At 47.0% G+C, this 22,233-nt stretch carries 20 protein-coding genes; 13 read left to right on the top strand and 7 right to left on the bottom strand.

The genetic code is table 11. The features are described from left to right. The first annotated feature begins 260 nt into the window (after positions 1-260). The 3 genes from ACDJ59_RS18600 to ACDJ59_RS18590 all read left to right on the top strand — a co-directional run bounded on the left by ACDJ59_RS18600 (position 261) and on the right by ACDJ59_RS18590 (position 3,155). Positions 261-1,658, top strand: a complete 1,398-nt coding sequence (locus tag ACDJ59_RS18600) for an L-cystine transporter (protein WP_413404818.1) — start codon at positions 261-263, stop codon at positions 1,656-1,658. A 375-nt stretch (positions 1,659-2,033) separates the two neighbouring features. Further along, positions 2,034-2,717 carry a queuosine precursor transporter gene (locus ACDJ59_RS18595; RefSeq protein WP_100527911.1) on the top strand — a complete coding sequence of 228 codons (684 nt, stop codon included), beginning with the start codon at positions 2,034-2,036 and terminating at the stop codon, positions 2,715-2,717. 84 nt (positions 2,718-2,801) lie between these two features. Next, positions 2,802-3,155, top strand: a complete 354-nt coding sequence (locus ACDJ59_RS18590) for a hypothetical protein (protein ID WP_413404816.1) — start codon at positions 2,802-2,804, stop codon at positions 3,153-3,155. A 290-nt stretch (positions 3,156-3,445) separates the two neighbouring features. On the opposite strand, the gene ACDJ59_RS18585 is transcribed toward ACDJ59_RS18590, so the two are convergent. Further along, a complete protein-coding gene (locus ACDJ59_RS18585; RefSeq protein ID WP_413404814.1) occupies positions 3,446-4,534 on the bottom strand; it encodes a M24 family metallopeptidase in 1,089 nt (362 codons plus the stop codon). A gap of 262 nt (positions 4,535-4,796) precedes the next feature. Here ACDJ59_RS18585 and ACDJ59_RS18580 point away from each other — a divergent pair, with 262 nt between their 5' ends. After that, positions 4,797-6,008, top strand: coding sequence for a PQQ-dependent sugar dehydrogenase (locus ACDJ59_RS18580; RefSeq protein WP_413404812.1), 1,212 nt, complete (start codon positions 4,797-4,799; stop codon positions 6,006-6,008). A gap of 774 nt (positions 6,009-6,782) precedes the next feature. Here ACDJ59_RS18580 and ACDJ59_RS18575 read toward each other — a convergent pair. Both ACDJ59_RS18575 and ACDJ59_RS18570 read right to left on the bottom strand, forming a co-directional pair. Beyond that, positions 6,783-7,514 carry an MBL fold metallo-hydrolase gene (locus ACDJ59_RS18575; protein ID WP_413404810.1) on the bottom strand — a complete coding sequence of 244 codons (732 nt, stop codon included), beginning with the start codon at positions 7,512-7,514 and terminating at the stop codon, positions 6,783-6,785. A 56-nt stretch (positions 7,515-7,570) separates the two neighbouring features. Next, positions 7,571-8,113, bottom strand: a complete 543-nt coding sequence (locus tag ACDJ59_RS18570; RefSeq protein WP_413404808.1) for a hypothetical protein — start codon at positions 8,111-8,113, stop codon at positions 7,571-7,573. A 104-nt stretch (positions 8,114-8,217) separates the two neighbouring features. Here ACDJ59_RS18570 and ACDJ59_RS18565 point away from each other — a divergent pair, with 104 nt between their 5' ends. Next, the gene (locus tag ACDJ59_RS18565) at positions 8,218-9,081 is read left to right on the top strand and encodes an SDR family oxidoreductase (RefSeq protein WP_413404806.1); all 864 of its coding nucleotides are present in this window, start codon (positions 8,218-8,220) and stop codon (positions 9,079-9,081) included. A gap of 47 nt (positions 9,082-9,128) precedes the next feature. Here ACDJ59_RS18565 and thrS read toward each other — a convergent pair whose 3' ends face one another. From thrS to ACDJ59_RS18550, 3 genes are all read right to left on the bottom strand, one after another. Next, complete coding sequence (gene thrS / locus ACDJ59_RS18560; protein ID WP_413404804.1) at positions 9,129-11,129, bottom strand: threonine--tRNA ligase; 2,001 nt, start codon at positions 11,127-11,129, stop codon at positions 9,129-9,131. A gap of 472 nt (positions 11,130-11,601) precedes the next feature. Beyond that, on the bottom strand, positions 11,602-13,362 hold the full coding sequence (locus tag ACDJ59_RS18555; RefSeq protein ID WP_413404802.1) for a sensor histidine kinase: 1,761 nt from the start codon (positions 13,360-13,362) through the stop codon (positions 11,602-11,604). After that, the gene (locus ACDJ59_RS18550) at positions 13,359-14,120 is read right to left on the bottom strand and encodes a response regulator transcription factor (protein WP_413404800.1); all 762 of its coding nucleotides are present in this window, start codon (positions 14,118-14,120) and stop codon (positions 13,359-13,361) included. Before ACDJ59_RS18550 ends, ACDJ59_RS18555 begins: the two co-directional genes overlap by 4 nt. A 220-nt stretch (positions 14,121-14,340) precedes the next feature. On the opposite strand from ACDJ59_RS18550, the gene ACDJ59_RS18545 reads away from it, so the two are divergent. Both ACDJ59_RS18545 and ACDJ59_RS18540 read left to right on the top strand, forming a co-directional pair. Continuing rightward, positions 14,341-15,441, top strand: coding sequence for a M23 family metallopeptidase (locus tag ACDJ59_RS18545; protein WP_413404798.1), 1,101 nt, complete (start codon positions 14,341-14,343; stop codon positions 15,439-15,441). Positions 15,442-15,548: 107 nt separating this feature from the next. Next, the gene (locus ACDJ59_RS18540) at positions 15,549-16,052 is read left to right on the top strand and encodes an N-acetyltransferase family protein (RefSeq protein WP_413404796.1); all 504 of its coding nucleotides are present in this window, start codon (positions 15,549-15,551) and stop codon (positions 16,050-16,052) included. 127 nt (positions 16,053-16,179) lie between these two features. Here the strand turns inward: ACDJ59_RS18540 and ACDJ59_RS18535 are convergent, their stop codons facing one another. Further along, entirely contained in the window at positions 16,180-16,671 is a 492-nt protein-coding gene (locus ACDJ59_RS18535; protein ID WP_413404794.1) for a DinB family protein, read from the bottom strand. 286 nt (positions 16,672-16,957) lie between these two features. Here ACDJ59_RS18535 and ACDJ59_RS18530 point away from each other — a divergent pair, with 286 nt between their 5' ends. The 6 genes from ACDJ59_RS18530 (at position 16,958) to ACDJ59_RS18505 (ending at position 22,192) form a co-directional block, all read left to right on the top strand. Continuing rightward, positions 16,958-17,377, top strand: coding sequence for a hypothetical protein (locus ACDJ59_RS18530; RefSeq protein ID WP_413404792.1), 420 nt, complete (start codon positions 16,958-16,960; stop codon positions 17,375-17,377). Next, positions 17,374-18,663: an ammonium transporter gene (locus tag ACDJ59_RS18525; RefSeq protein ID WP_413404790.1), complete on the top strand. Its 1,290-nt coding sequence runs from the start codon at positions 17,374-17,376 to the stop codon at positions 18,661-18,663. Before ACDJ59_RS18530 ends, ACDJ59_RS18525 begins: the two co-directional genes overlap by 4 nt. Before the next feature lie 149 nt (positions 18,664-18,812). Next, complete coding sequence (locus tag ACDJ59_RS18520) at positions 18,813-19,754, top strand: DUF1963 domain-containing protein (RefSeq protein ID WP_413404787.1); 942 nt, start codon at positions 18,813-18,815, stop codon at positions 19,752-19,754. A gap of 184 nt (positions 19,755-19,938) precedes the next feature. Then, the gene (locus tag ACDJ59_RS18515) at positions 19,939-20,397 is read left to right on the top strand and encodes a DinB family protein (protein ID WP_051449640.1); all 459 of its coding nucleotides are present in this window, start codon (positions 19,939-19,941) and stop codon (positions 20,395-20,397) included. A 107-nt stretch (positions 20,398-20,504) separates the two neighbouring features. Next, positions 20,505-21,461 (top strand): aminoglycoside phosphotransferase family protein, encoded by a 957-nt coding sequence (locus tag ACDJ59_RS18510; protein WP_413404785.1) that lies wholly within the window; start codon positions 20,505-20,507, stop codon positions 21,459-21,461. After that, on the top strand, positions 21,458-22,192 hold the full coding sequence (locus tag ACDJ59_RS18505; RefSeq protein ID WP_017689932.1) for a response regulator transcription factor: 735 nt from the start codon (positions 21,458-21,460) through the stop codon (positions 22,190-22,192). The genes ACDJ59_RS18510 and ACDJ59_RS18505 overlap by 4 nt, the downstream gene beginning before the upstream one ends. The last annotated feature ends 41 nt before the right edge of the window (positions 22,193-22,233 follow it).

Raw genomic sequence — 22,233 nt, 5'->3', positions numbered from 1 at the left:
TTGAGAAAACTTGGGAATAAGCGGATATACCTATATTACAAAATTAACCGGAGGTTGAATAGCACAATTTTCACGATTTGGTGTATTTTTTTCAGAAATAGATGAATCTGTTACATGCATATTACATAATATCAATTAATACCTACCAGAATAGTTTGTTATATGGTATATTGTAAAATGTCTTTGTCGGAAATACAAAAGATAGAAGAGAAAACCGGATATTTTCCGGTTACACACATGCCTGAGGAGGATTTAAAGAAATGGATACTTTTCTAATCATATTGAATGTAGTGGTTATGCTTGTCTTACTTGGCATCCTCTACTGGATGCAGAAAAAGCATATCTCCTTTACGAAACGCGTATTTGCGGGTCTGGGACTGGGGGTTGTGTACGGGGTTATTCTTCAATTGGTGTACACATCAGGTTCTGATGTAGTTACAAAATCAGTCGATTGGTTCAATCTGGTCGGTTCAGGATATGTTCGTTTGTTACAAATGGTCGTGATCCCATTGATCATGGTGTCGATCATCTCGGCCATTATGAATCTGAAGGGCAAACAAAATCTCGGCAAGATGAGTGTTTCCATTATTGCCATTCTGTTGATCACCACAGCGATTGCCGCAGGGGTCAGCATTGTGACCAGTCTGGGCTTCAACCTGACTTCCATTGAGATTCAAGGAGGAGACCGGGAGAATGCGCAGATTCAGAAGGTGGAGGAACGGCTTGTTGATGTGAAGGATCAGACCATCCCGCAGCAAGTGCTGGAATTCATTCCTTCGAATCCATTTGCAGATATGACAGGAGAACGTCGTACATCCACGCTGGCGGTGGTTATCTTCTCCGCGTTTATCGGTGTAGCCGTACTGGGACTGGATCGCAAAAAACCTCAGCAGGCGGAGACGTTCCGCGGTATGGTTAATGCGGTATATGCGGTGGTTATGCGAATTGTTACACTGGTGCTGAGGCTTACGCCTTACGGGATTTTAGCACTGATTACAAAGGTAACGGCAACAACCAATGCGGAAGAGATATTAAAGCTCATCAAATTCGTGATTGCGTCTTATATCGCGCTGGCGGTCATGTTTATTATTCATCTGATCATTATCTCTCTGTCCGGCTTCAACCCGGTTACGTATTTGAAGAAGGTGCTGCCAACACTGGTATTTGCCTTTACATCCCGTTCAAGTGCGGCGGCGATCCCGCTGAATGTGGAGACACAGACGAAGAAACTCGGCGTATCGGACGGCATTGCGAACCTGTCTGCAAGCTTTGGGGCTACGATTGGGCAAAACGGCTGCGCCGGGATCTATCCGGCCATGCTGGCGGTGATGATTGCTCCGACGGTCGGCATCGACCCGCTGAGCTGGGACTTCATTGTGACTTTGATCCTCGTAGTCATGATCAGTTCGTTTGGTGTGGCTGGCGTTGGCGGCGGGGCAACCTTCGCTTCCCTGATCGTATTGTCCACCATGAATCTGCCTGTGGCCCTGGTTGGACTACTCATTTCCGTGGAGCCGCTGATCGACATGGGTCGTACAGCGCTTAACGTGAACGGGTCGATGACATCAGGACTCGTAACGAGCAGAATTTTGAAGGAAAACGATCGGGACACGTTTAACGATCAGAGTCGTGAGCTGGATTCTGCGGCTCAGGCTTAATACAGAATGGATTAGATAGAAGCTCACATTAAGATAGCTAGAGCCGTCTATTAGCCAAGTGAGAATAGCCGTCCTTCGGAGGAATCCGGAGGGCGGTTTTTTGTGTGGCAATCAAATTATACTGTGCACAAGTGGTGAAGCAGTCTTCTTTTTCTATACACGGTGCAAGGGGAATAGTGGTAGGAAAAACTAGTATGGTCGGAGGGAAGCGGGAGGAATATAGAAGGGGTCGTAGTCACTCAGGCACGCTTGGAGTTATTTAGTTCTGTTCATGGGACGAGAAATGTGATAGAGTATTCATGTTTTGGCCCTGAGCCAAACCGCGGTTCGTAACCATCCCGCGTAATCAAAACTAGGAAGGCAGTGTATGTATTTATGTTTAACTTAGGGTGGGGAGCAGTTTTTGTTCTCGTTACTTATGGATTTTTCCTGCTGTGTTACCGCTTGTTCGGTAAAAAAGGTCTCTATGCCTGGATTGGTGTGGCTACGGTTATAGCCAACATTCAGGTGACCAAAACGATAGATATTATGGGAATCGTACTGACGTTAGGCAACACGATGTATGTCAGCATGTACCTGACCAGTGACCTTCTTAATGAGAAATATGGACCAGGTGAGGCACGCAAAGCCGTATGGTTCGGGTTTTTCACGCTCATCATGACAACGGTTCTGATGCAGATGGTATTGTACTTTGACCCGGCACCGACGGACTTTGCACAGGATTCGATGAAAACATTGTTTGGTCTGCTGCCACGTTTGGCACTCGGAAGTCTGACAGCGTACTTCATCAGTCAGTTCCTGGATGTTCGATTGTACTCATGGTTACGCAAGGTGGCCCCAGGGCGCAATCAGTTATGGATTCGCACCAACGGTAGTTCGATCATCAGTTCATTTGTGGATACACTGGTGTTCTGCACAATCGCGTTTGCGTTTATCTACCCTTGGGATGTTTGGCTGGAAATCTTCCTGACGACGTATATTATCAAATTTGTATTAACTGCGGTTGGAACACCGTTTCTGTATGCCGCACGCAGCTTTAAGTTTAAGGATGAAGCTTAGACAATACTCAAAGAGTATAATGACCTGTCGTTTATGAGCGTGTATCATTTAGCAACGATGATTTCATACAAAGGGGAATCGCACATGTACTCTACACTGCGTTATACACTGGAAAGCAATGGCACAACTTACGAGAATGATAGCATTAATGCCTCGTTATTGGTGGAGTTGATCACCAATCTGGAATTGCAGGAATACGTAGTACTTAAACCTTCGGAGCTGGTGGAGGGAAGTATGTATATGCAGGCTGCTGCGCTTGAGGAACCAGGGCAAATGGTGGCGGAGATTCGTTTGCGAGAAGGCGAGGGCGGTTTCCGGCATTACAGCTGCAGAACAACAGATACGACTGGGATTATTCAATGGTTTCTGGATTACTGGGGGAAGCAACAGCTGCCACAGCTAGAGTCTTGGCAGGATATCACGCATGAGTTTGACTAATGGTAAATGAGTGAGCAGGAATAAAATTACGTTGAATGCAGACGGAGTAATTTAGGATATGCTTTGTATTAATTAAAATCCCGCAACCCATGATATTCATGGATTTGCGGGATTTTTGCGTTCGCGTGTGTACTTGTTACTTTTTCTGTATACAGGCCTGAGGCGTACGCGAAAAGAGTATATTATTTTGAAGAACAGTTCAGCGCAGTTTCGTGCAGTTTAGTTCATGATGCATAATATCGGCTAAGCATTGATGTATCTGGGCTATTTTTGACATAGATCCAATTGAATTAGTCGCTAAGGATTTGCAGTTCTTTTGGATATGTCGTCAGAACTTCCACACCAGTCTCGGTCACAATTACATCATCTTCGATACGGACGCCGCCTGCTGCGGTATAGATGCCCGGTTCAATCGTGAATACGGTACCTTCATTCAGGATGTCCATATTCTCTCCATGGAGAGAAGGATACTCATGTACGTCGATACCCAATCCATGGCCTACTCTATGCATAAAACGGTCGCCGTAACCCGCTTCTTCCGTGACCTGGCGTGCTGCACGATCCACTTCGGCGCAGGTGATGCCTGGTTTCACGACTTGAATGGCAGCTTCGTTCGCTGCGAGCACAGTGTTATAGATGGTTTTGAGTTCAGGGGAGATGTCACCAAATGCGAATGTCCGTGTGATATCCGAGGCATATCCTCCAGCATACACACCCATGTCAAACATCAACAGGTCACCATGTTGCAGTTTCCGTTCACCCGGTGTACCGTGTGGCAGACCTGTTTTGGGTCCCGTGAGCACCATGGTGTCAAAGGAAGGACCATCGGCACCCAGCTTTTTCATCTGATACTCCATCTCGGCGACAAGCTCGATCTCGGTTACACCTGTGCGAACATGAGAGAGGCCTTGACGCAATGTTTCTTCAATCAGATAAATGGCGTGGCGAATGCGGGCTACCTCATCAGGTGTTTTTTTCACACGTAATGTGCGAAGCAGGGGGCCAACATCTTCAAAGCTGGCAGCACCAAGAGCGGCCGTCAGTTGTTCATAACGTGCGACCGTTACGTATTCTTTTTCGAGACCAACCCGGCCCAAGCGCCCCTGATAACGATCAAACAAAGCGTATGGATTATCCGTATCCGTGTGAGTGGCAATATTGGATACCGAGGAAGCGGCTACGGCAGCTTCAGCGTCCAGGGCGGGTACAATCAATAATGGTTCTTCGCCGCGTGCGAGCACCAGACCGAGGAAGCGTTCATGCGGATTGCTCGCAAATCCAGTTAAATAGTAGATATGTTTTGGATCTGTGATCAGCATGGCGTCCAATCCTTGCCCGGACAGATCGGCTTCAAGACGAGATAAAGGGTTTTGATTCATAAGTGTAGTTGTCCACCTTTCCATTCATACTATCCTTCTATTATAAAAGATTATGATGGAATTCCAAACTGTGGTGATTTCATATCCTCGGAATACCTTGAATTCTCGGTTTAAGCGGCTGGTATGAAGGGTAATACAGGGCGAAACCGCTTAACAGATGAATAATAACACCACAACAATAGAGAGCAATCCATTAACAATACGTTGAAGCTTGACTTATTTATTTTATACAAAAGAACGAAATACGAAGGGAGATGTAATCATGAATAATCGAGTAACCGTTCCACTATATGCTTCATTATTAAGTGTGGCACTGTTAACCGCGTCATGTTCTTCAGGCGAACCTTCTACGGGAGGAACAGAGCAGACGTCTCAGGGACAGGGAACAGGTCAGGGACAGACGGCCAACGGAGGCAATACCGGTGCAAGTGGAAATGAGAGTGGAGCGCAGGGAGAGGCGGTTATTCCGTATCAGGCTTCTGTTCTGGTTGAAGGATTGAATGCACCATGGGAGATTGTGAGTGTGCCTGATGGTCGGATGTTTGTAACGGAACGCCCTGGCGCGATTCGGGTCATTGAGGATGGAAAACTAGCCCCTGAACCACTGATTGAATTCTCAGCCCCATTTAATGAAGAAGGTGAAGGAGGTCTGTTGGGTCTGGCAGCTGATCCGGACTTTGAGGAGAACGGTTATCTGTATGCATACCACTCCTATCTGGAAGGCGACGATATTGCGAATCGGGTGTTACGCCTCAAGGTGAATGATGGCAAAGCGGTCATAGATCAAGAGTTGCTTGGTAACATTCCAGGCGGAACAAATCATAATGGTGGGCGGATCAAAATTGGCCCGGACGAGTTCCTCTATATCACGACAGGTGAGCGTTATGAACCGGAACTGTCACAGAACGAAGATAGCCTTGGAGGTAAAATATTGCGGATAGGTCTCGACGGATCGATCCCGGCAGACAACCCATGGCCGAATTCACCTGTATACAGTATGGGACACCGCAACGCACAGGGACTGGCATGGAATCCGGACAACGGTTACCTCTATTCTACCGAACATGGTCAGCGGAATCATGATGAGATCAACCGGATTGTGGCTGGGGAGAATTATGGCTGGCCCGAGGTAGAAGGAGACAACGATGACAATGGCGCATATCAGGCTCCGCTTGCACATAGTGGAAAGGATACATGGGCGCCGTCTGGTGTAGCTTTTGTAGAAGAAGGACCTTGGGCTGGATCACTGATTGCTGCGAATCTGCGTGGAGAGCAGCTGCTGAAGGTTACTCTTTCGGAAGATGGTACACAGGGGGAGAAGGTGGAACCCATCTTCGAAGATGAATGGGGTCGGATTCGCAATGTGAGTGCTGGCGAGGACGGCAAGTTGTACGTGCTTACGAACAATCGGGATGGACGAGGATCGCCACGAGATGGAGATGACAAGCTGATTGTACTAACTCCGGAGAGCTGAGTCGGGGTCAAGGGAGATGAAATCAGTGTTGCAGGACAGAGTCGAACCGGATTGGTATCCCCGTAAGGTTGAGGATGGAGTGAGTTTAAAATGAACGGTTGCCGCTTAACGTAAGCCAAAGCCCTGAAGTGCCCTGAATCTGAATCGCTCTAAATAAAATTTTTCTAAAGAACCTGACGCACCTTAAATAGAGGTTTGGTGGCGTTCGTAGAATTTAACGAACCTCAGCCACGTTATATCGCCAAAATTCACTCGAAACCTGCAGAAAAACCAACGAAATGAGTAACTAAGGTGTCTGGAGTTCGTTAGAAAATCTTGATACTCAAAATACTGCGTATAGGGTGTCTGAGATTCGTTACAAAACAAGTATAACGTTTAGACTGTGCCCAATTCGTTAGAGACGGACCTCAGTCAATAAGTAGACACTTACGTTACGGTTTTCCGGTGAATTGTTTTGCCAAACGGGCAGGGGAAAGATACTGAGCACATGTCGTAGTTCAATATAAGATACTGCGTGCATACTGTATGCATAGCGTGCGCAATAGGTGCTACCATACGGTCAACACCAGTGCAGTAGAGTAGTAGAAGTACGTGGTTAATTAATTCAAGGAGCTGTCCCTGTCAAGTTCATGACATTGGGACAGCTCCTTGATTGTAATGTATGTGTCATCCTAATCTTGAATGAGCTACAACGCACAATGCCGCACGAAGAGAAACAACGTTAACAGGATGCTTGTGTCATTTCAAAAGCACTCACAAGTCCGCGTTCTTTACTTACTCTGCGCTCTCCGCAAGTGTGGCAATACGCTGAGCAGGATCATTCATGTACTCTCCACCGTGATAACAGAGAACCTTATTGAGCTTAAGGTCGGTCAGTTTCTTCAGGCTTCGCAGCGCTTCAGGCATGTCCGGTGTCGCTTGTGGTGCAGGGCCAACCAGTTCATCATCGACCACACGAAGTTCATCGGCAGCGAGCAGGAACTGTTGCTCCCCGAAATACAGGCAGATATGACCTGGCGTATGTCCCGGTGTATGAATGACCTGTGTACCGCCTTGAAGGGGTAACAGGTCTCCATCCGCCAGTGTTCTGCTGATGTTCACTTCAGGCAGCTGCAAGAGCAGTTGGTCTGCCAGTGCCAAAACGGGCGCGGGCAGCAGAGCACGACGTTCAGGCGTGAATTTGATCGAAGGCTTCTCACCGGTTAGATATGGAATCTCATCGGCATGTGCCCAGATTTCCAGATCAGGGATGGCATCCAGAAGAGCACCCAAGTTACCGATATGATCGATGTCCTGATGAGTAATAATCACACGTTTGACGTCCGAGAGCTGTACGCCCTCTTGTTCTAATGCGGATTGAAGTTCTGCAAATTGCCCAATCATGCCTGTATCCACCAAGGTAACGCCATCTTCGTCACGAAGCATGACGGGGAATATGGGACTGTTCCCGGAAGGTGTGGGAATCTGGAGATTTAGCACAGTAATCGAAGTTAATGGATAGCTCATGATGATCCGGACCGTAGTCCGGTACACCTCCTTTTCTTTTTTAGCGATGATTGTTGTTATTCAGGGCGATTATATTTTAAGTGTTTTCTATATTTTTTTACCGTATGGAGCAGCGCTTCGAACGTTTCTTCTTCATTACTGCCATCCTTAACGATGGAGACAAACGAGAAGTTATCATGAACAAGTTTGTTCCTCGTCTGAAACACCAGGCTAAGGGCTTCAGCGAAGTGTTCTTTTTCGGATTCCAGGGCAATGAACTCTTTACTGAGTTCGGCCTGAATAATCTCCATATTGGAGCGTGCACGGTAGGCAGGAGTTTTCATCAGCTGGGTCGAATTAAACTTTTTCTGATATACGTCTCTGTACAGTTGATGTAACATTTGTTCAGTAATGGCGCATAGTTCGATAACCAGTGAAGCATATCTTCGGTTTTTGCGTTTTCGGGTGAGCTCACGTGTTTCTTCTTTGTCCAAAATACCGTATTTTTCATACAGCGTAGAATCAACGTTCTGCAAGATTTCCTGATATTCCTGTTCGAGTAGTGCGATTTCAAGTTTGGCTTGTTTTTTTAATTTTTTAAAATCTTCTTTGGTCAGCATACTTGTCCTCCCATGGAAACCGAGATGTGATCCTATCATTATCTCATATTGTCCGTCGTTGCGCCTCTAATTTCGGAGCCTCAGGTTCAGAAGGGAAGTACCTCATGTCCAATCAGACAGCAATTGTAACAGGAGCTAACTCAGGTATGGGGTTGGCAACCACCATTGAACTTGCAAGACAAGGATATCACGTAATCATGGCATGCCGCAGTGAGAAGCGCGGACAGGAGGCTCTTCAGGAAGCTGTGCGTCAGTCCGGCTCTTCTGCGATTGAATTGATGTTGTGTGACCTCGGTTCACTCGAAAGTATACGCCAGTTTGCCCGCACATTCCGCGAGCGTCATGATCGCCTTGACGTTCTGGTTAATAATGCGGGGGTGGTGATGGTCAAGCGGAAGGAAACCTCAGACGGGTTCGAACAGAGTATCGGTATTAACCATCTGGGGCATTTCCTGCTGACCTTACTTTTGATAGAGCCACTGAAAGCCGCGAAGCAGGGACGGGTGGTGAACGTTTCGTCAGGTGCGTACAAGGCCGGCAAAATCCACTTCGAAGATCCACATCTGCACAAAGGTTATAATCCGATCAAAAGTTATGCTCAATCCAAACTGGCTAACGTGCTGTTCACTCGTGCGCTGGCTCGCAAACTGTCGGGTACGTCTGTCACAGTGAACTGTCTACACCCTGGTGCGGTGGGAACGAGTATTGGCGTAGATCGTAATACCGGATTTGGCACACGCATTATGGCTTTTGCAGGCAAGCTTCCATTCTTTCTGTCCCCTGAAGAAGGTGCGCGAACGGCTGTTTATCTGGCCACAAGTCCTGAAGTCGTCGGGATCACCGGGCGTTACTTCTATCAACAGAAAGAGCAGCAGCTGAAGAAACATGCCGTTGATGATGCTTCAGCTGAGCGTTTCTGGACATGGAGCGAAGAACAGGTGGGGCTAAGAGATGACGAGAAGTTGTAATTCAGCACAAGCTGATGAGTGACCCATGAATAGAGTCGTTACATCTTTTATACTTTTGCCTTCACAGCTTGTTGGATCATTTCAATAACAGCTTCAATGCGTTGGATGCCTTGATCTCCCTGACCGTATGCACGGACAGAGGCGGATGAGGCATTTTTCTCATTCTCACCAAGCACGAGCGAATAAGGCACTTTTTCCATCTGGGCTTCACGGATTTTGTACCCGAGCTTCTCGCTATGCAGATCTGTTTCTACCCGAATGCCCACAGCCCGGAGTTGGCTCTGTACTTGGAGCGCATAGTCTGCGTAATGATCTGACACAGGTAGCAGCTTCACTTGCACGGGGGCGAGCCAGAGTGGGAACGCTCCTGCATAGTGTTCAGTCAGGATGCCGATGAAACGATCGATGGAACCGTAGATGGCACGATGGATCACGACAGGACGGTGTTTCAGACTATCTTCGCCAATGTAAGTGAGGTCGAACTTCTCCGGCATTTGAAAATCAAGCTGGATTGTTCCGCACTGCCAGCTGCGTTTCAGCGCATCGAGGATATGAAAGTCAATTTTCGGTCCATAAAAGGCACCGTCTCCTTCGTTAATGCGATACTCCACGCCTCGACGATCTAGTACATTTTGCAAAGCTCTTTCAGCTTGATCCCACAGTTCTTCCGATCCCATGGAATCTTCCGGGCGAGTGGACAATTCAATCTTATATTCGAACCCAAAGATATCGTACATACGTCCGATCAGTGAGATCGCCTGATTGATCTCGTCCTCGATCTGCTCTGGCATGACGTAGAGATGGGCATCATCCTGGCAGAATGTCCGCACACGCATCATGCCGTTCAGGGCACCTGAGAATTCATGACGGTGAACCTGACCGAATTCCATCATGCGAATCGGTAATTCGCGATAGGAATGAAGAGTGTTTTTGAAGATCAGCATGTGCCCAGGACAGTTCATCGGTTTCAGTGCAAAAGTAGCATCGTCCACTTCCGAGAAATACATGTTGTCCTTGTAATGCTCCCAATGGCCGGATTGCTCCCACAGCCGGTTGTTCATCATGAGAGGAGTCCGAACTTCCTGATAACCTTCCTGTAATTGCAGCTCACGAGAGAACTGCTCCAGTTCAGTGCGAACAGTCATGCCTTTGGGTAGATAAAAGGGCATGCCGGGCGCTTCTTCGGAGAACATGAACAGTTCAAGCTCTTTGCCAAGTTTACGGTGATCCCGCTTCTTCGCTTCTTCGAGCATGTGCAGATGTTCATCCAGTTGGGCTTTGTTCGGGAAAGCAGTGCCGTAGATGCGTTGCAGCATCTTATTATCCGAGTTCCCCCGCCAGTACGCACCAGCCACATTCAACAGCTTGAACGCTTTGATCCGACCAGTGGATGGAAGATGGGGACCGCGGCATAGATCGAAGAACTCTCCTTGTTCATAAATTGAAAGCTCAGCGTCTTCTGGCAAATCCTGAATAAGTTCAAGCTTGTAGGGGTCCTGGATCTCTCCGAAGATCCGGAGGGCTTCCTCCCGGCTAACGACCCGGCGATTGATCTTATGATTCTCCTGAATGATTTTGTTCATTTCCTGCTCGATGGCAGCCAAATCACTGATGGACAGGGCATGTTCCAGATCAACATCGTAATAGAATCCATCTTCAATGACGGGGCCGATACCCAGTTTCACTTGTTCTGCACCGTAGATGCGTTTGAGTGCCTGTGCGAGCACATGTGCTGAGCTGTGACGATAACGATACAGACCTTCCGCACTTTCTAAAGTAACGATAACAAGTTCGCAATCTTGCTTGAGCACCCAATCGAGATCAACATTTTGACCATCTACAATACCGCCGATAGCCTGTTTCCCAAGACTTTTGCTGATAGATGAGGCAACCGCACCTACAGTGATGCCGGCTTCGTAAGAACGTACCGCGCCACCTTGCAGACGGACCTCAATGGAATGACTGGATGGCTGAAGATCATTTGCTTGGTTGTTTATTTCGTTACCTGATTTGTTGCTTGCTGAGTTACTGTTTTCTTGTTTGCTCATGTGAACCACTCTCCATTTCTTAAAATGAAAGCGCAAAAAACACCCGTCCCGGAAAAGGGACGAGTGCGCTTGGCTCGTGGTTCCACCCTAATTTTGGTTATGGTGCACCCTGCTCTCGGCCAGCCGCCGGAACAGAAAACATCATAACCCTCATTGGAATCCGTTATCGGGGATCAGGCGGTGAACTCTACTGGCAGCATGCCAAACATCGGAGGGAAGTTCGAAATGCTGAGGTTCGAGGTCACGGCTGCAGAGGGGTAATTCCGGTCCGTTCGCTGAAGAAGGTTTCACCAATCCCCTCTCTCTCTGGGCAGCACGCAAACGAAATCTTGTCTCTGGTCATCGCCAAATATGTTAGATCAACTCATTAGAATTATTCTGAAATGTGTTGCATTCATTATTAATATATTGGAACAGGTGTTATTGAGTGTCGATTATATAGACTGAAAATGGAAAGGTCAAGCAGAACATTTTAATTGGTTTCGGACGGCCCATCCCATATTAAGCGAATGATCGTTCCTTCACCAGGGGTGGACTGTACCTCAATACGACCATTCATGGCTTCGATCAAACCTTTGGTTACCGCCATGCCCAGCCCTGATCCAACGTCCGATGTACCTGTATCTGTACCGCGATAGTATCGTTCAAATAACTTCCATACCATCTCGGAGTCCATGCCTCTTCCATTATCGGCAAACTGAATACTGAATTCATCTGCCTGCTTACCAGAATGCACACTGACAACCAGGATGGACTCGGGCGGATTATGAAGAAGGGCATTGGCGGTCAGATTATCCACAATTCGTTCAAACGACGGAATATGGACAAGTCCATACACAGGCACTTCGGAAGGTTGGAATAGGATGCGACCTTCTCCATATGCCGGATTCCGTTCAGCGCGCTGGATCAGATCACGGAGCAACGTATTTACGTCAGTCTCTTCCACCAGAGGTTGATATCCTCCACTGCGTAATCGATAGGTCATGGCAAGGTCGTTAACAAGCCTGTCCATATACATGGACTTATCGAGCATTATGCCTGCGAATTCCCTGACTTCCTCCGCGGTCCAGCTATACTTATCCGCCTCAAGCATATGAGCATATCCCTGAATGGAGGAGAGGGGTGTCTTCAGGTCATGTGTTATGCCAGCAATCCACTCCTCCCGCAGAGAATCGGTCTGTTTCCGAAGTTCTTCATCTTGCTTCAAAGTGTGAGACAGGGCCTGCATGGAGCGAAGCACTTCAGCATACACGTTGTATTTTCGCTTCCACTTTCCGTTACGACGCTGACTGCGAGGCACTCCAAAGGCTCCGGTAGGTTCCTCGTAATGTCCTCGTTCCAGACGCTGTAACCATTGGAGCATATGCAGCATAGGTGAGCCGAAGCGGTTGGCATACCAGAAGGCAAGCAAAATGAGCAGAATGATGATGGATACAATCAATACGACCAATGCCGGTTCCAGAATAAAATTGTAGGGGTTCTGACCACTGTTCACCGCTGGATCAACAGGGATGCTAATCAGCCAAGTGGTTTCACTCTGTTCGTCGTACCACGTTGCAACAGACAGGCCGGATCGACTCGGATAGCGAACTTGCAGAACGAGTTCCTGAATGGTGTATTCGGTCGGTACTCCCATGGATGGTTTGTTGAAGGAAGAAATTTCACGTCCTGACGGGTCCAATATTTGAAGATAAGCATTGGCAGTACGAAGGGCCTCCTGTTGGTTGGGCTGAAGATTAAGCTTTCCGTTGGTAAAAGCAAGATCTGAACGAATGTTATTCATTAAGGACTTGGCCGGGTTGCGCTCACCATATAACAAGGTAAAATCCTTTCCGTTCTTCTCCCGGATCAGCATGACGATCTGATAAGGGAACGGCTTTTGGCTTTCCCAGTATGCAATCAATTCTCCTGGCTTATAGTGAGTAGGAACATCGGCCGGGGTGTGGTATGCATCAATGGCGTAACCTTGTTCATCCAGAACTTGGAGCCAGCCTTTGTTTTTATCCACTTGCTTCAGCAATTCGGGGTCATATCGGATGGTATCATCCGGCATGATCTCTGCTGTATTAATTAATTGGTCCAGACCGTTGGCAGCAAAATCATCTACCAGATTCACTTCATTCACCTTTTGCACGACCCAGTAAGTCGCTACAGACCCAAGCAGGATGATAAGAACGACTGCACCGGCAAGCATCCCGATAAACCGGGTCATTAACCTGCGACGAATACTCATGGGCGTGACACATATTCCGGCTGGATAAGTTTGTAACCCAGACCCCGGACGTTCACGAGAAACACCGGATTGGAAGGATCGGCTTCAATGCGCTCCCGAATGCGGTGAATATGAACCATCACGGTATTGTCATCACTAATGGCTTCAGAGCCCCAGACTCGCTCATATAGATCTGATTTGGTGAAGATTCGATTGGGATGTTTGCAGAAAAAGAGTAACAGTTGGAACACAAGTGCCGGACAGGATACGGACTCACCTTCAACACGAAGTTCACCAGCCCACTCCAGTACCTGGAATCGTCCAAAGTCGTACACGCCTTCCGATGTGCTGGGAGATGACGTATTTACGTTAGATGGGACGTGATCCGAGGTCGCTGCGGTTTTAGAAGATAAATAACGCTTAAGCAATGATTTAATTCGAGCAACGACTTCCAGAGGATTAAAGGGTTTGGCGACATAATCGTCGCCACCAACGGCGAATCCGGTTAATTTGTCATAATCGGTTGTTTTGGCCGTCAGAAACAGGATGGGTGCATCGGTGACCTGCCGTAGAAAAGGACAGATTTCCAGTCCACTTTTGCCAGGAAGCATGATGTCGAGCACGATGCAATGATATGTCTTGTTGTTGCATGCCTCAATGGCAGCTTCGCCTGTTGTAACGGTATCAATATCGAGAAACTGCTCTTTGAGCAGAACGGTTTTGAGCATATGCAGAATAGCCTGTTCATCATCCACGAGCAGTAATGAGACGTTATCCATAGTTTAAAAATGACCTCCTGATCCTTCCGTTGTGTGTATTGCTAATCATACCATCCAAGAGGGCTGTATAGCGTACGAGCTATCTTAACGGAATCTTAATTATGCAGCCTCAAAAGGCGTTGCAAGTTTAACTACATGTAAGATGGGGTTAGACGAAGGATAAGACTCATTCTGTACACTTAACTGGAAAGTATAACGATTAACTGAAGGGATGTTGAGAATGAATAGAGAAGGTCATCTGAAATCAGAACAAAATACACATTCAAAATTACAGAATAAAAAGGGCTGGAAGGTGCTTGCGATTACCCTTGGAGCTTGCGTGATATTGTCTGCTTGTGGCAACAGCAATTCCATTACTTCCGACCAGGCAGAGCAGCAGTCAGCCGAACAGGCATCCAATAATGAAGCGAGCGAGAACTCTAATCAGGAACAGAACTCAAGTTCAGAGGTGAGCGCGGTGGTTACACCTGACAATTTCATAGATACGCTGATGAACGGTTCAAAGGATGCAATCTATAATCAGTTCTCTCCGGAATTGAAGGGGACGTTAACGCTTGAGCAGTTCAAAACGACCGCTGATCCTTTTCTGGAGGGTGTTGAATCATGGGAGCAAGTGGTAGACGCCAAAATGAATCAAATATCTGAGGTGGCCTGGAAGGATCAGACTGGGACCAAAGGGATTCGAGCCTATTTTTCCGAAGAAAATCAAATTGAAGGTCTCTCGATCCAACCGCTGCAAGCTCATGAGGACACGGATGCCAAATTCACCAAAACGGAATTTCAATTGCCGATGAAGGGGGAATGGTACGTATTCTGGGGAGGTAATGATGTGTTGTCGAACTATCATTATGAGCATGAAACCCAGCGGTATGCGCTGGATATCGTACGGACCAAAGAGCAATCCAGTTATCAAGGTGATGCAAAGGAAAATCAAAACTACTATGCTTTTGGTGAACCGCTCTATGCAGCTGCCGATGGTACTGTCGTCGATATCAAAAATGATATACCGGACAATGTACCGGGTGTCATGAATCCGAAAGAACCGGCTGGTAACTATGTGGTAATCGACCATGGCAACAGTGAATACAGCATCACAGGACACATCAAGGAAGGCAGTGTTTCGGTCAAAAAAGGAGATAAGCTCAAGCAGGGAGACCCTATCGGTGAGCTTGGTAATTCGGGTAATTCCAGTGAAGCTCATCTGCATTTCCAGGTATCGGATGGCCCGGATCTGTTCACATCTCGCTCAATTAACATTCGTTGGGCAGACCAGAGTCAGCAGTTAACTCGTGGGAACACAATACAGGGACTGGCGGAGTAATGATTGAGTAATTCTCTGTCAGAATGTTAGGGATGACGAAGGCTTCTATTTTCCATTATAATATCCTCTATGAGAATAGATCGATCTGAGATGATGGAGGAATAGCGATGAAACTGGAAGATGTGCAGATTGAATATGCGCGCCTGGAGGACTTGCCGAGGATTGTGGAAATTTATAATTCTACCATTGAGGGCCGTATGGCAACAGCGGATTTGGAACCGGTGACAGTGGAGCAACGTGTGCCTTGGTTCGAGGAACATTCACCCGATCATCGTCCTCTTTGGGTGATGAAGCAGGCAGGGCAGGTGGTAGCTTGGGCAAGTATCAGCTCGTTCTATGGGCGCCCTGCATATAACGGAACGGTGGAAGTCAGTGTATACGTGGATCAGCAATGTCGCGGAATTGGGGCTGGTGGACGTTTGCTCGAAACGGTATTTGCGGCGTGTCCTGCACTTGGAATTACGACCATTCTTGGATTTGTCTTTGGGCATAACGAACCGAGTCTGGGGTTATTACGCAAGCGTGGTTTTGAACAATGGGGTTATTATCCCGAAGTGGCCGTTTTGGATGGTGTGAATAGAGATCTGGCGATTTTGGGCAAAAAAATATAAGTGTCGTTCTTATTCGTAACATAAGAACACTGAAAGAACACAAAAAACCTCCAACCTAAATTAATAGGATTGGAGGTTTTTTTGTCGTTCGACTATATTTTTCGCTATGTGAAAAAGGAGGTTGTGTTTATACGCCAAGCTGCTGTTTAATCTCTTGGATCTGTCCCAGATGACGTTCCTCATGATAACTTGTAAAGTCAATCCATTGGGTTAGATCCATCTCACCAAATACGGGATGAGGAAAGGACTTGCTACGCAGCAGGTCAGGATCATGATCCAATGCAAAGTTGTTTAAAGTTTGGTGAGATTCGTCCAGATCACTGCGTACGTCTGCAAGTGCTTCAGGTGCTGCTGGAGGCTGAAGATGGGGTGGTGCCTCGACGGAGCGGCTGCGGTCCAACGATAGTTCATATGGTTTTTTGTCCACAGACACCGTCTGTTCCTTCTCGAGGGCCATGCGGGCTTGTTTTCCAATTACATTTTCCATCAGATTCAGATGTCGTAGTACTTGCATAATACTCCATTGTTGGGGTGAAGGTTTTCGGTTCAATTGTTCTTCTTCGAGTCCAGAGACTGCTTCCCAGATTTGGTTGCGTATATCGTCATTACGAGTAAACATCGTACAATCCTCTCCTTATATATAGGTTCTATGATGCGGGTAGTCTGTGTATGTTCATTACCCCAAATGTGGATGCTTATTCTATAAGCATTGAGAATGGAAAGAGTGAATGCGAACCTAGGCAAGATTAGCCTTTGTTAGATGTAATCTGTGCCAAATAAAAAAAGCCGTTCTCCATGAACGGTTCATTTAAATCCATCCCAAGTCCAAAAAAAGATTGACGGGCAGACCCCGGCAAACTATAATCGGTACAAGTAACTTGATATGTAAGGAGTCCTGACATGATATGTTAGTAATCGACGAGGTGTATCACCATACAGCATTGCAAATATCATCGTCCGATTTATTGTACCTTATCGAACGGCTGAAGGTCAAAAAAGAAAATGAGATCGAAACGCTCAAGAAGAAGATTGAACAGTTCGAACAAAAGCGTCGCGCGGAAGAGATCGCTTATCAATCATTGTCGCCCGTACGCAAATGGTTCGCGGGCCGCCCCGCATCCCATCATCAGGCGGTGGAGTATATGGTGCAGGTGAAGGAACGTTTTCGCAAGATGGAACAGATTCGCAGACGCATACGTGAATTGGACCAGATCGCAGAACGAATTAAGCATTCGGACAGCATTGAGCGGGACGAGATTGAGCTTGCGCCCGATACAATCCGTGAGCTCAGACAGCTTAGTGAAACGGAGGATGTACAAGCATGACTTTGGAGACGTTAAGCACCGGGATCGATACGGTCTGGGTCGTACTGAGTGCAGCGATGATTTTATTGATGGAGGGTGGATTCGCCCTGCTCGAGGCTGGCTTTGTACGTTATAAAAATAGTGTGAACATTATTATGAAGGTTTTTGCTGACATTACGATTGGAACGTTGCTGTTCTATGCCATCGGTTTTGGACTGATGTATGGTTCGGACGTAGGCGGTTTTGCGGGAGTAACGGGATTTTTCCTGAATGGGGATTTGTCTCACCTGGATGTACCGGTATCTCTGGAGACATTTTGGTTGTTCCAGGCTGCCTTTACCATTGCTGTTATTTCCATCGTTTCAGGAGCGGTAGCCGAGCGGATCAACTTCCGTGCCTACCTGTTGTATATCATATTGATGACGGCGATCATCTATCCAATTGGTGGACACTGGGCATGGGGCGGCGGCTGGCTTAGTCAGCTGGGGATGCAGGACTTTGCCGGTTCTGCTGTCATCCATGCACTCGGCGGATTCTCGGCATTGGCGGCTGCGATTATCATTGGCCCGCGTAAAGGGAAGTACACGCCACTTGGCGTAAGTGCCATTGCACTCCCGAGCAATCTGCCACTGGCATCTGTAGGTGCATTTCTGTTATGGTTCGGCTGGTTTGGCTTCAATGCGGGTAGTACACTCAGCGCGACGGATGTAAGAATTGGTCACATTGCGATTGTCACGATGTTATCTGCGGCTTCGGGTGGTGCGGTTACGTTACTGTATACGTTATTCCGCTTCAATCGTTCAGATGCACCCTCGGTCATTAACGGTTCGCTTGCGGGACTGGTCGGTATTACGGCAGGCTGTGCTTTTGTTGGCGATGTAGCAGCGATATTCATTGGGGCAATATCCGGCTTGTTGATGATGGCTGCCACCAACTGGCTGGACCGTCGGCAGATCGATGATCCAGTTGGTGCTTTCCCGGTGCATGCCGCATCAGGAATGTGGGGCACGATTGCTGTAGGTCTGTTTGCCACGGATGGTGGACTATTCATGGGCGGCGGCTGGAGGTTGCTGGGTGTTCAGGCACTTGGCCTTACAGCCTTGGTCATCTGGGGATTCGCTATGACCTGGATCGGGTTAAAGTTGATTGGCAAAATCGTGCCTGTACGTTCGACAGAAGAAGAGGAAGATCTGGGTCTGGATATCAGCTATCATGGTGTGATGGCAGCTCATCAGGCCCATGAATTCCTGGATGGTGAGGAGCATATGCGCGCTTACCAGGAAAAGTCTTCTGATCCAAATCGTTAAATGGAATATAGGATAAAGAAGTAGACTGACAAGGAATGTCAGTCTCTTTTTTTGCTAGAAGCAGGGAAAGACGTCCGGGCGGAAGAATATACAGGTGTGAACCTGAATATGTCTCAGCATAGGTGTATTGTCAAAAGGGGAGGATCTATATGATTAAGCCAGAACAATGTGAACGTCTGACCAGAAAAGCCCGTAAAACACTTGAGGAATATGGTTTGGGAGTTGCTGCCGATCTGTTGTTATCTTCAAGTCGCTGGGGAATTCGCCTCGATGTATCCACAATGGACGAATATCGCAGAACAGGAAACTCACGTGTAGGTGGACATCCGGATTTGCCGAGTCGCATGGAGTGGCCCGTAACAAAAGAAGGAGTCCCGATGACTTTCCTGGCCCAGTTGAACCTGGTGGATTTGTCGCCGTACACGCCGAATGATGGGCGCGGGACTTTGCCTGAACGTGGAATGTTATACTTTTTCATTGGCACGGATGAATCTGCTTGTCCTATTGAACATCGTGTGATCTTTGAGCCAAGTTCTCATAACCTGATAAGGCGAGAGCCTGAGGGTGATACCGCGCTGGATGGAGCACCGTTTGTTGCACATTCGGTGACTGTGCTGCCTAATCTTGAGTTTCCTACATACGCTTATATTGATGCCGCCGCGCTGAACGAGCTCTCGCCAGCTCTGCTTGAGACCGATGAGGCCGAAGCGGAAGTGAGTTTGTATGACCGATACCTTGAATTCGAGTCGAGCTGGAATCATCCAAGTACGTTGAATTGGGGCGGTATGTTTGGATATCCTGACGGACAGCATCCGGATGCCGAGCATCGGGCCTTGTTACAGATCGCGCTGGGAGAAGAGTACGATTATAATGAGAAGGAATGTGAGAAGAAGCTGACCAAGTATTACGGCGGAGATGAGGATCGGACATGGCAGGAACTATCCCATACACTGCTGCTGTTGAAGATAGATACGCATGATGCTATAGGTTTCCAATGGAGGGATTGCGGGGAACTGCAATTTTTCATTCGCAAGTCTGACTTGGAGGCTGGACGATTCGAGCAAACGTATTGTTCGTTATACTCAAGTTGAGCAAAGATTTGAAAACAAATAGGCAACAAAATGTCCTGAATCCCGTCTATAAGAAGGAGGAAGGACTTTTTTGTTCGTAAATTGTTAGATTTGGTATATAACTTGTTTATATATTAAGGAGGGATATCTTGGTTGATAACCGATCATATGTTCTGTATAATGGGATAAAAAGGAAGTGTATCTGTTGATTCAATCTGCGTTCAAACATATTGACGTGGCCGTAACATCGTTGATTGATATATGTGATCAGTTGTCGGAAGAAGATTTGGCTTTGACTCCAATTGAAGGTAAACGGCCTGTTGGAGAATTACTAGCTCATCTGTCTGTGATCTGCCGAGCGGATGTTTATATTTCCGAAGGTGCATCGGAGGAAGAGATGGCTCAATTCTATGCAGAGAATCAGGTGCATTCGCTCGGTGAGATCAAGCAGGCTTTGATTGATAACCAGATGTATCTATACCAACGGTACAGGCAGTTTAACACGGAAGAGTTATTACATGTGACGGATTCATACTGGGGAGCATCTTATAGTCGGCTGGAGTGGTTACTTGAGATTATGGGGCATGTATATCATCACAGAGGACAATTGTATACGATGCTGACCCTGACGGGCAAAGAACCCGAGTCAGTACTTTTTAAATAGAAACGGATAGAATACATATAAGCATGTTATAGGAAACATCATGGGTTAAAGTGGGAATAGACCGACGATACTACACGTTATACGTGAAATAACGGAGGAATTCTGGTATGCAACGACATAATACATGGAATGCATCGATGGACAATACGTTGATTGACAGGTTAAAACAGATTCCTGAACTTGATCAGGCCACGCGGATTGAACCTATTATGAAGGGTTATTCAACAGATGCTAAATTCAAAATGTTTGTCCCTGGTCAAGGCCATGTGCTGGTGAGGGTGTATGATATTGCTGAGGATTGGATGAAGCAAAGGGAATATCAATATTTGCAGAGCATGCAACAATTAGGTGTACAGTGTCCAGCAACGTTGGGCACAGGTAGATTGAATGAGAAGAACGGATATATGATTCTTAGCTACATTGAAGGCGAAGATGCTTCTGAGAGATTGCCTCAGCTGAATGAACAGCAGCAGTGGGCGGTTGGCTTCGAAGCAGGAGCGCAGCTACAGCTGATTCACCAGTTGCCGATGGAGGAACAGATCGAATCATGGTACATACGCAAGAGCACCAAGCATCAACGTTACGTGGAGCGCTATAAACAGTGCCCTATCGTGATGAAAGAGGATCATGCTATTCTAACGTTTATTGCAGACCATCTCGGTTGGATGAAAAATCGTCCAGATGGATTTCAGCATGATGACTTTCACCCGAGCAATCTTGTCGTTAAGCAGGATAAGCTCGCAGGAGTGATTGATTTTAATCGTTATGATCAAGGTGATCCCATTCATGAATTTTTGAAGCTGGGATTGTTTGCTTCGGAGATCAGTATTCCATATTCCATAGGTCAAATTCAGGGTTATTTCGATGGCAATGAACCGGATGAGTTATTCTGGAGATTGTATTCACTGTATACGGCTATGGCGCTGGTGTCTTCTGTGGTGTGGATTCAGCAGGTGAAGCCTGAAGATACGCTTGAGATCATGGCCAAGATCGAGCGTGTCCGTGAAGATCATGATGATTTTCGCAGTTTCATCCCTCGGTGGTATACTTTGAACAGATCATGAATTATGGAAGGGAAAGGAATAATGCCGTGGCACAGCCAGCAACTATTCTGCTTGTGGATGATGAGCAGGAGATTATTAAACTGATGGAAATTTATTTTGGCAACGAGGGTTATCGGATTCTCACCGCGAATGATGGACTTGAAGCGTTGGAACAATTGAAAAAAGAGTCGATCGATCTCATTATTCTGGATGTCATGATGCCAAATATGGACGGAATCGAAGCTTGTATGAAAATTCGGGAAGAGCAGAAAATGCCGATTATTATGCTGTCCGCCAAAAGTATGGATATGGATAAAATCACAGGGCTAAGCATCGGTGCTGATGATTATGTGACCAAGCCGTTTAACCCGCTTGAACTTGTCGCACGGGCGAAATCCCAGCTACGCAGGTATCATACCTTCAATGAAGGTCGGGAGAACAAAGAGCACGAGTGGGTTATTGATGATCTGGTCATTAATACCGATACACATGAAGTTTGGGTGGATGAGCAGCCGGTTCGTCTGACTCCGCGTGAATTTGCTGTTCTTGAATTACTGGCTCGCCACCAAGGTTCAGTACTCAGTATGGAACAGATCTATCGTCAGGTCTGGAAAGAAGAGTTCATGGAGTCGAACAATACCGTCATGGTGCATATTCGCAAGATTCGTGAGAAGATTGAACTCGATAGCAAACATCCTAAGTTCATTCAGACCGTATGGGGTGTTGGTTATAAGATGATCAAACCGCAATAAACACGTACATCCACAGGATGTCATGTGACATGAACACAGGC

The sequence above is a fragment of the Paenibacillus amylolyticus genome (assembly GCF_047302515.1).
Lineage (GTDB): Bacteria > Bacillota > Bacilli > Paenibacillales > Paenibacillaceae > Paenibacillus > Paenibacillus amylolyticus_G.
Note: the sequence above shows the minus strand (reverse complement) of the source record. Positions and strands in the feature narration are given on the sequence as shown.

What these genes read in the sequence shown, in the direction of transcription:
- ACDJ59_RS18600 (WP_413404818.1), top strand. Translation starts at nt 261, where the DNA reads ATGGATACTTTTCTAATCATATTGAATGTAGTGGTTATGCTTGTCTTA.
- ACDJ59_RS18595 (WP_100527911.1), top strand. Translation starts at nt 2,034, where the DNA reads ATGTTTAACTTAGGGTGGGGAGCAGTTTTTGTTCTCGTTACTTATGGA.
- ACDJ59_RS18590 (WP_413404816.1), top strand. Translation starts at nt 2,802, where the DNA reads ATGTACTCTACACTGCGTTATACACTGGAAAGCAATGGCACAACTTAC.
- ACDJ59_RS18585 (WP_413404814.1), bottom strand. Translation starts at nt 4,534, where the DNA reads ATGAATCAAAACCCTTTATCTCGTCTTGAAGCCGATCTGTCCGGGCAA.
- ACDJ59_RS18580 (WP_413404812.1), top strand. Translation starts at nt 4,797, where the DNA reads ATGAATAATCGAGTAACCGTTCCACTATATGCTTCATTATTAAGTGTG.
- ACDJ59_RS18575 (WP_413404810.1), bottom strand. Translation starts at nt 7,514, where the DNA reads ATGAGCTATCCATTAACTTCGATTACTGTGCTAAATCTCCAGATTCCC.
- ACDJ59_RS18570 (WP_413404808.1), bottom strand. Translation starts at nt 8,113, where the DNA reads ATGCTGACCAAAGAAGATTTTAAAAAATTAAAAAAACAAGCCAAACTT.
- ACDJ59_RS18565 (WP_413404806.1), top strand. Translation starts at nt 8,218, where the DNA reads ATGTCCAATCAGACAGCAATTGTAACAGGAGCTAACTCAGGTATGGGG.
- thrS (WP_413404804.1), bottom strand. Translation starts at nt 11,129, where the DNA reads ATGAGCAAACAAGAAAACAGTAACTCAGCAAGCAACAAATCAGGTAAC.
- ACDJ59_RS18555 (WP_413404802.1), bottom strand. Translation starts at nt 13,362, where the DNA reads ATGAGTATTCGTCGCAGGTTAATGACCCGGTTTATCGGGATGCTTGCC.
- ACDJ59_RS18550 (WP_413404800.1), bottom strand. Translation starts at nt 14,120, where the DNA reads ATGGATAACGTCTCATTACTGCTCGTGGATGATGAACAGGCTATTCTG.
- ACDJ59_RS18545 (WP_413404798.1), top strand. Translation starts at nt 14,341, where the DNA reads ATGAATAGAGAAGGTCATCTGAAATCAGAACAAAATACACATTCAAAA.
- ACDJ59_RS18540 (WP_413404796.1), top strand. Translation starts at nt 15,549, where the DNA reads ATGAAACTGGAAGATGTGCAGATTGAATATGCGCGCCTGGAGGACTTG.
- ACDJ59_RS18535 (WP_413404794.1), bottom strand. Translation starts at nt 16,671, where the DNA reads ATGTTTACTCGTAATGACGATATACGCAACCAAATCTGGGAAGCAGTC.
- ACDJ59_RS18530 (WP_413404792.1), top strand. Translation starts at nt 16,958, where the DNA reads ATGTTAGTAATCGACGAGGTGTATCACCATACAGCATTGCAAATATCA.
- ACDJ59_RS18525 (WP_413404790.1), top strand. Translation starts at nt 17,374, where the DNA reads ATGACTTTGGAGACGTTAAGCACCGGGATCGATACGGTCTGGGTCGTA.
- ACDJ59_RS18520 (WP_413404787.1), top strand. Translation starts at nt 18,813, where the DNA reads ATGATTAAGCCAGAACAATGTGAACGTCTGACCAGAAAAGCCCGTAAA.
- ACDJ59_RS18510 (WP_413404785.1), top strand. Translation starts at nt 20,505, where the DNA reads ATGCAACGACATAATACATGGAATGCATCGATGGACAATACGTTGATT.
- ACDJ59_RS18505 (WP_017689932.1), top strand. Translation starts at nt 21,458, where the DNA reads ATGAATTATGGAAGGGAAAGGAATAATGCCGTGGCACAGCCAGCAACT.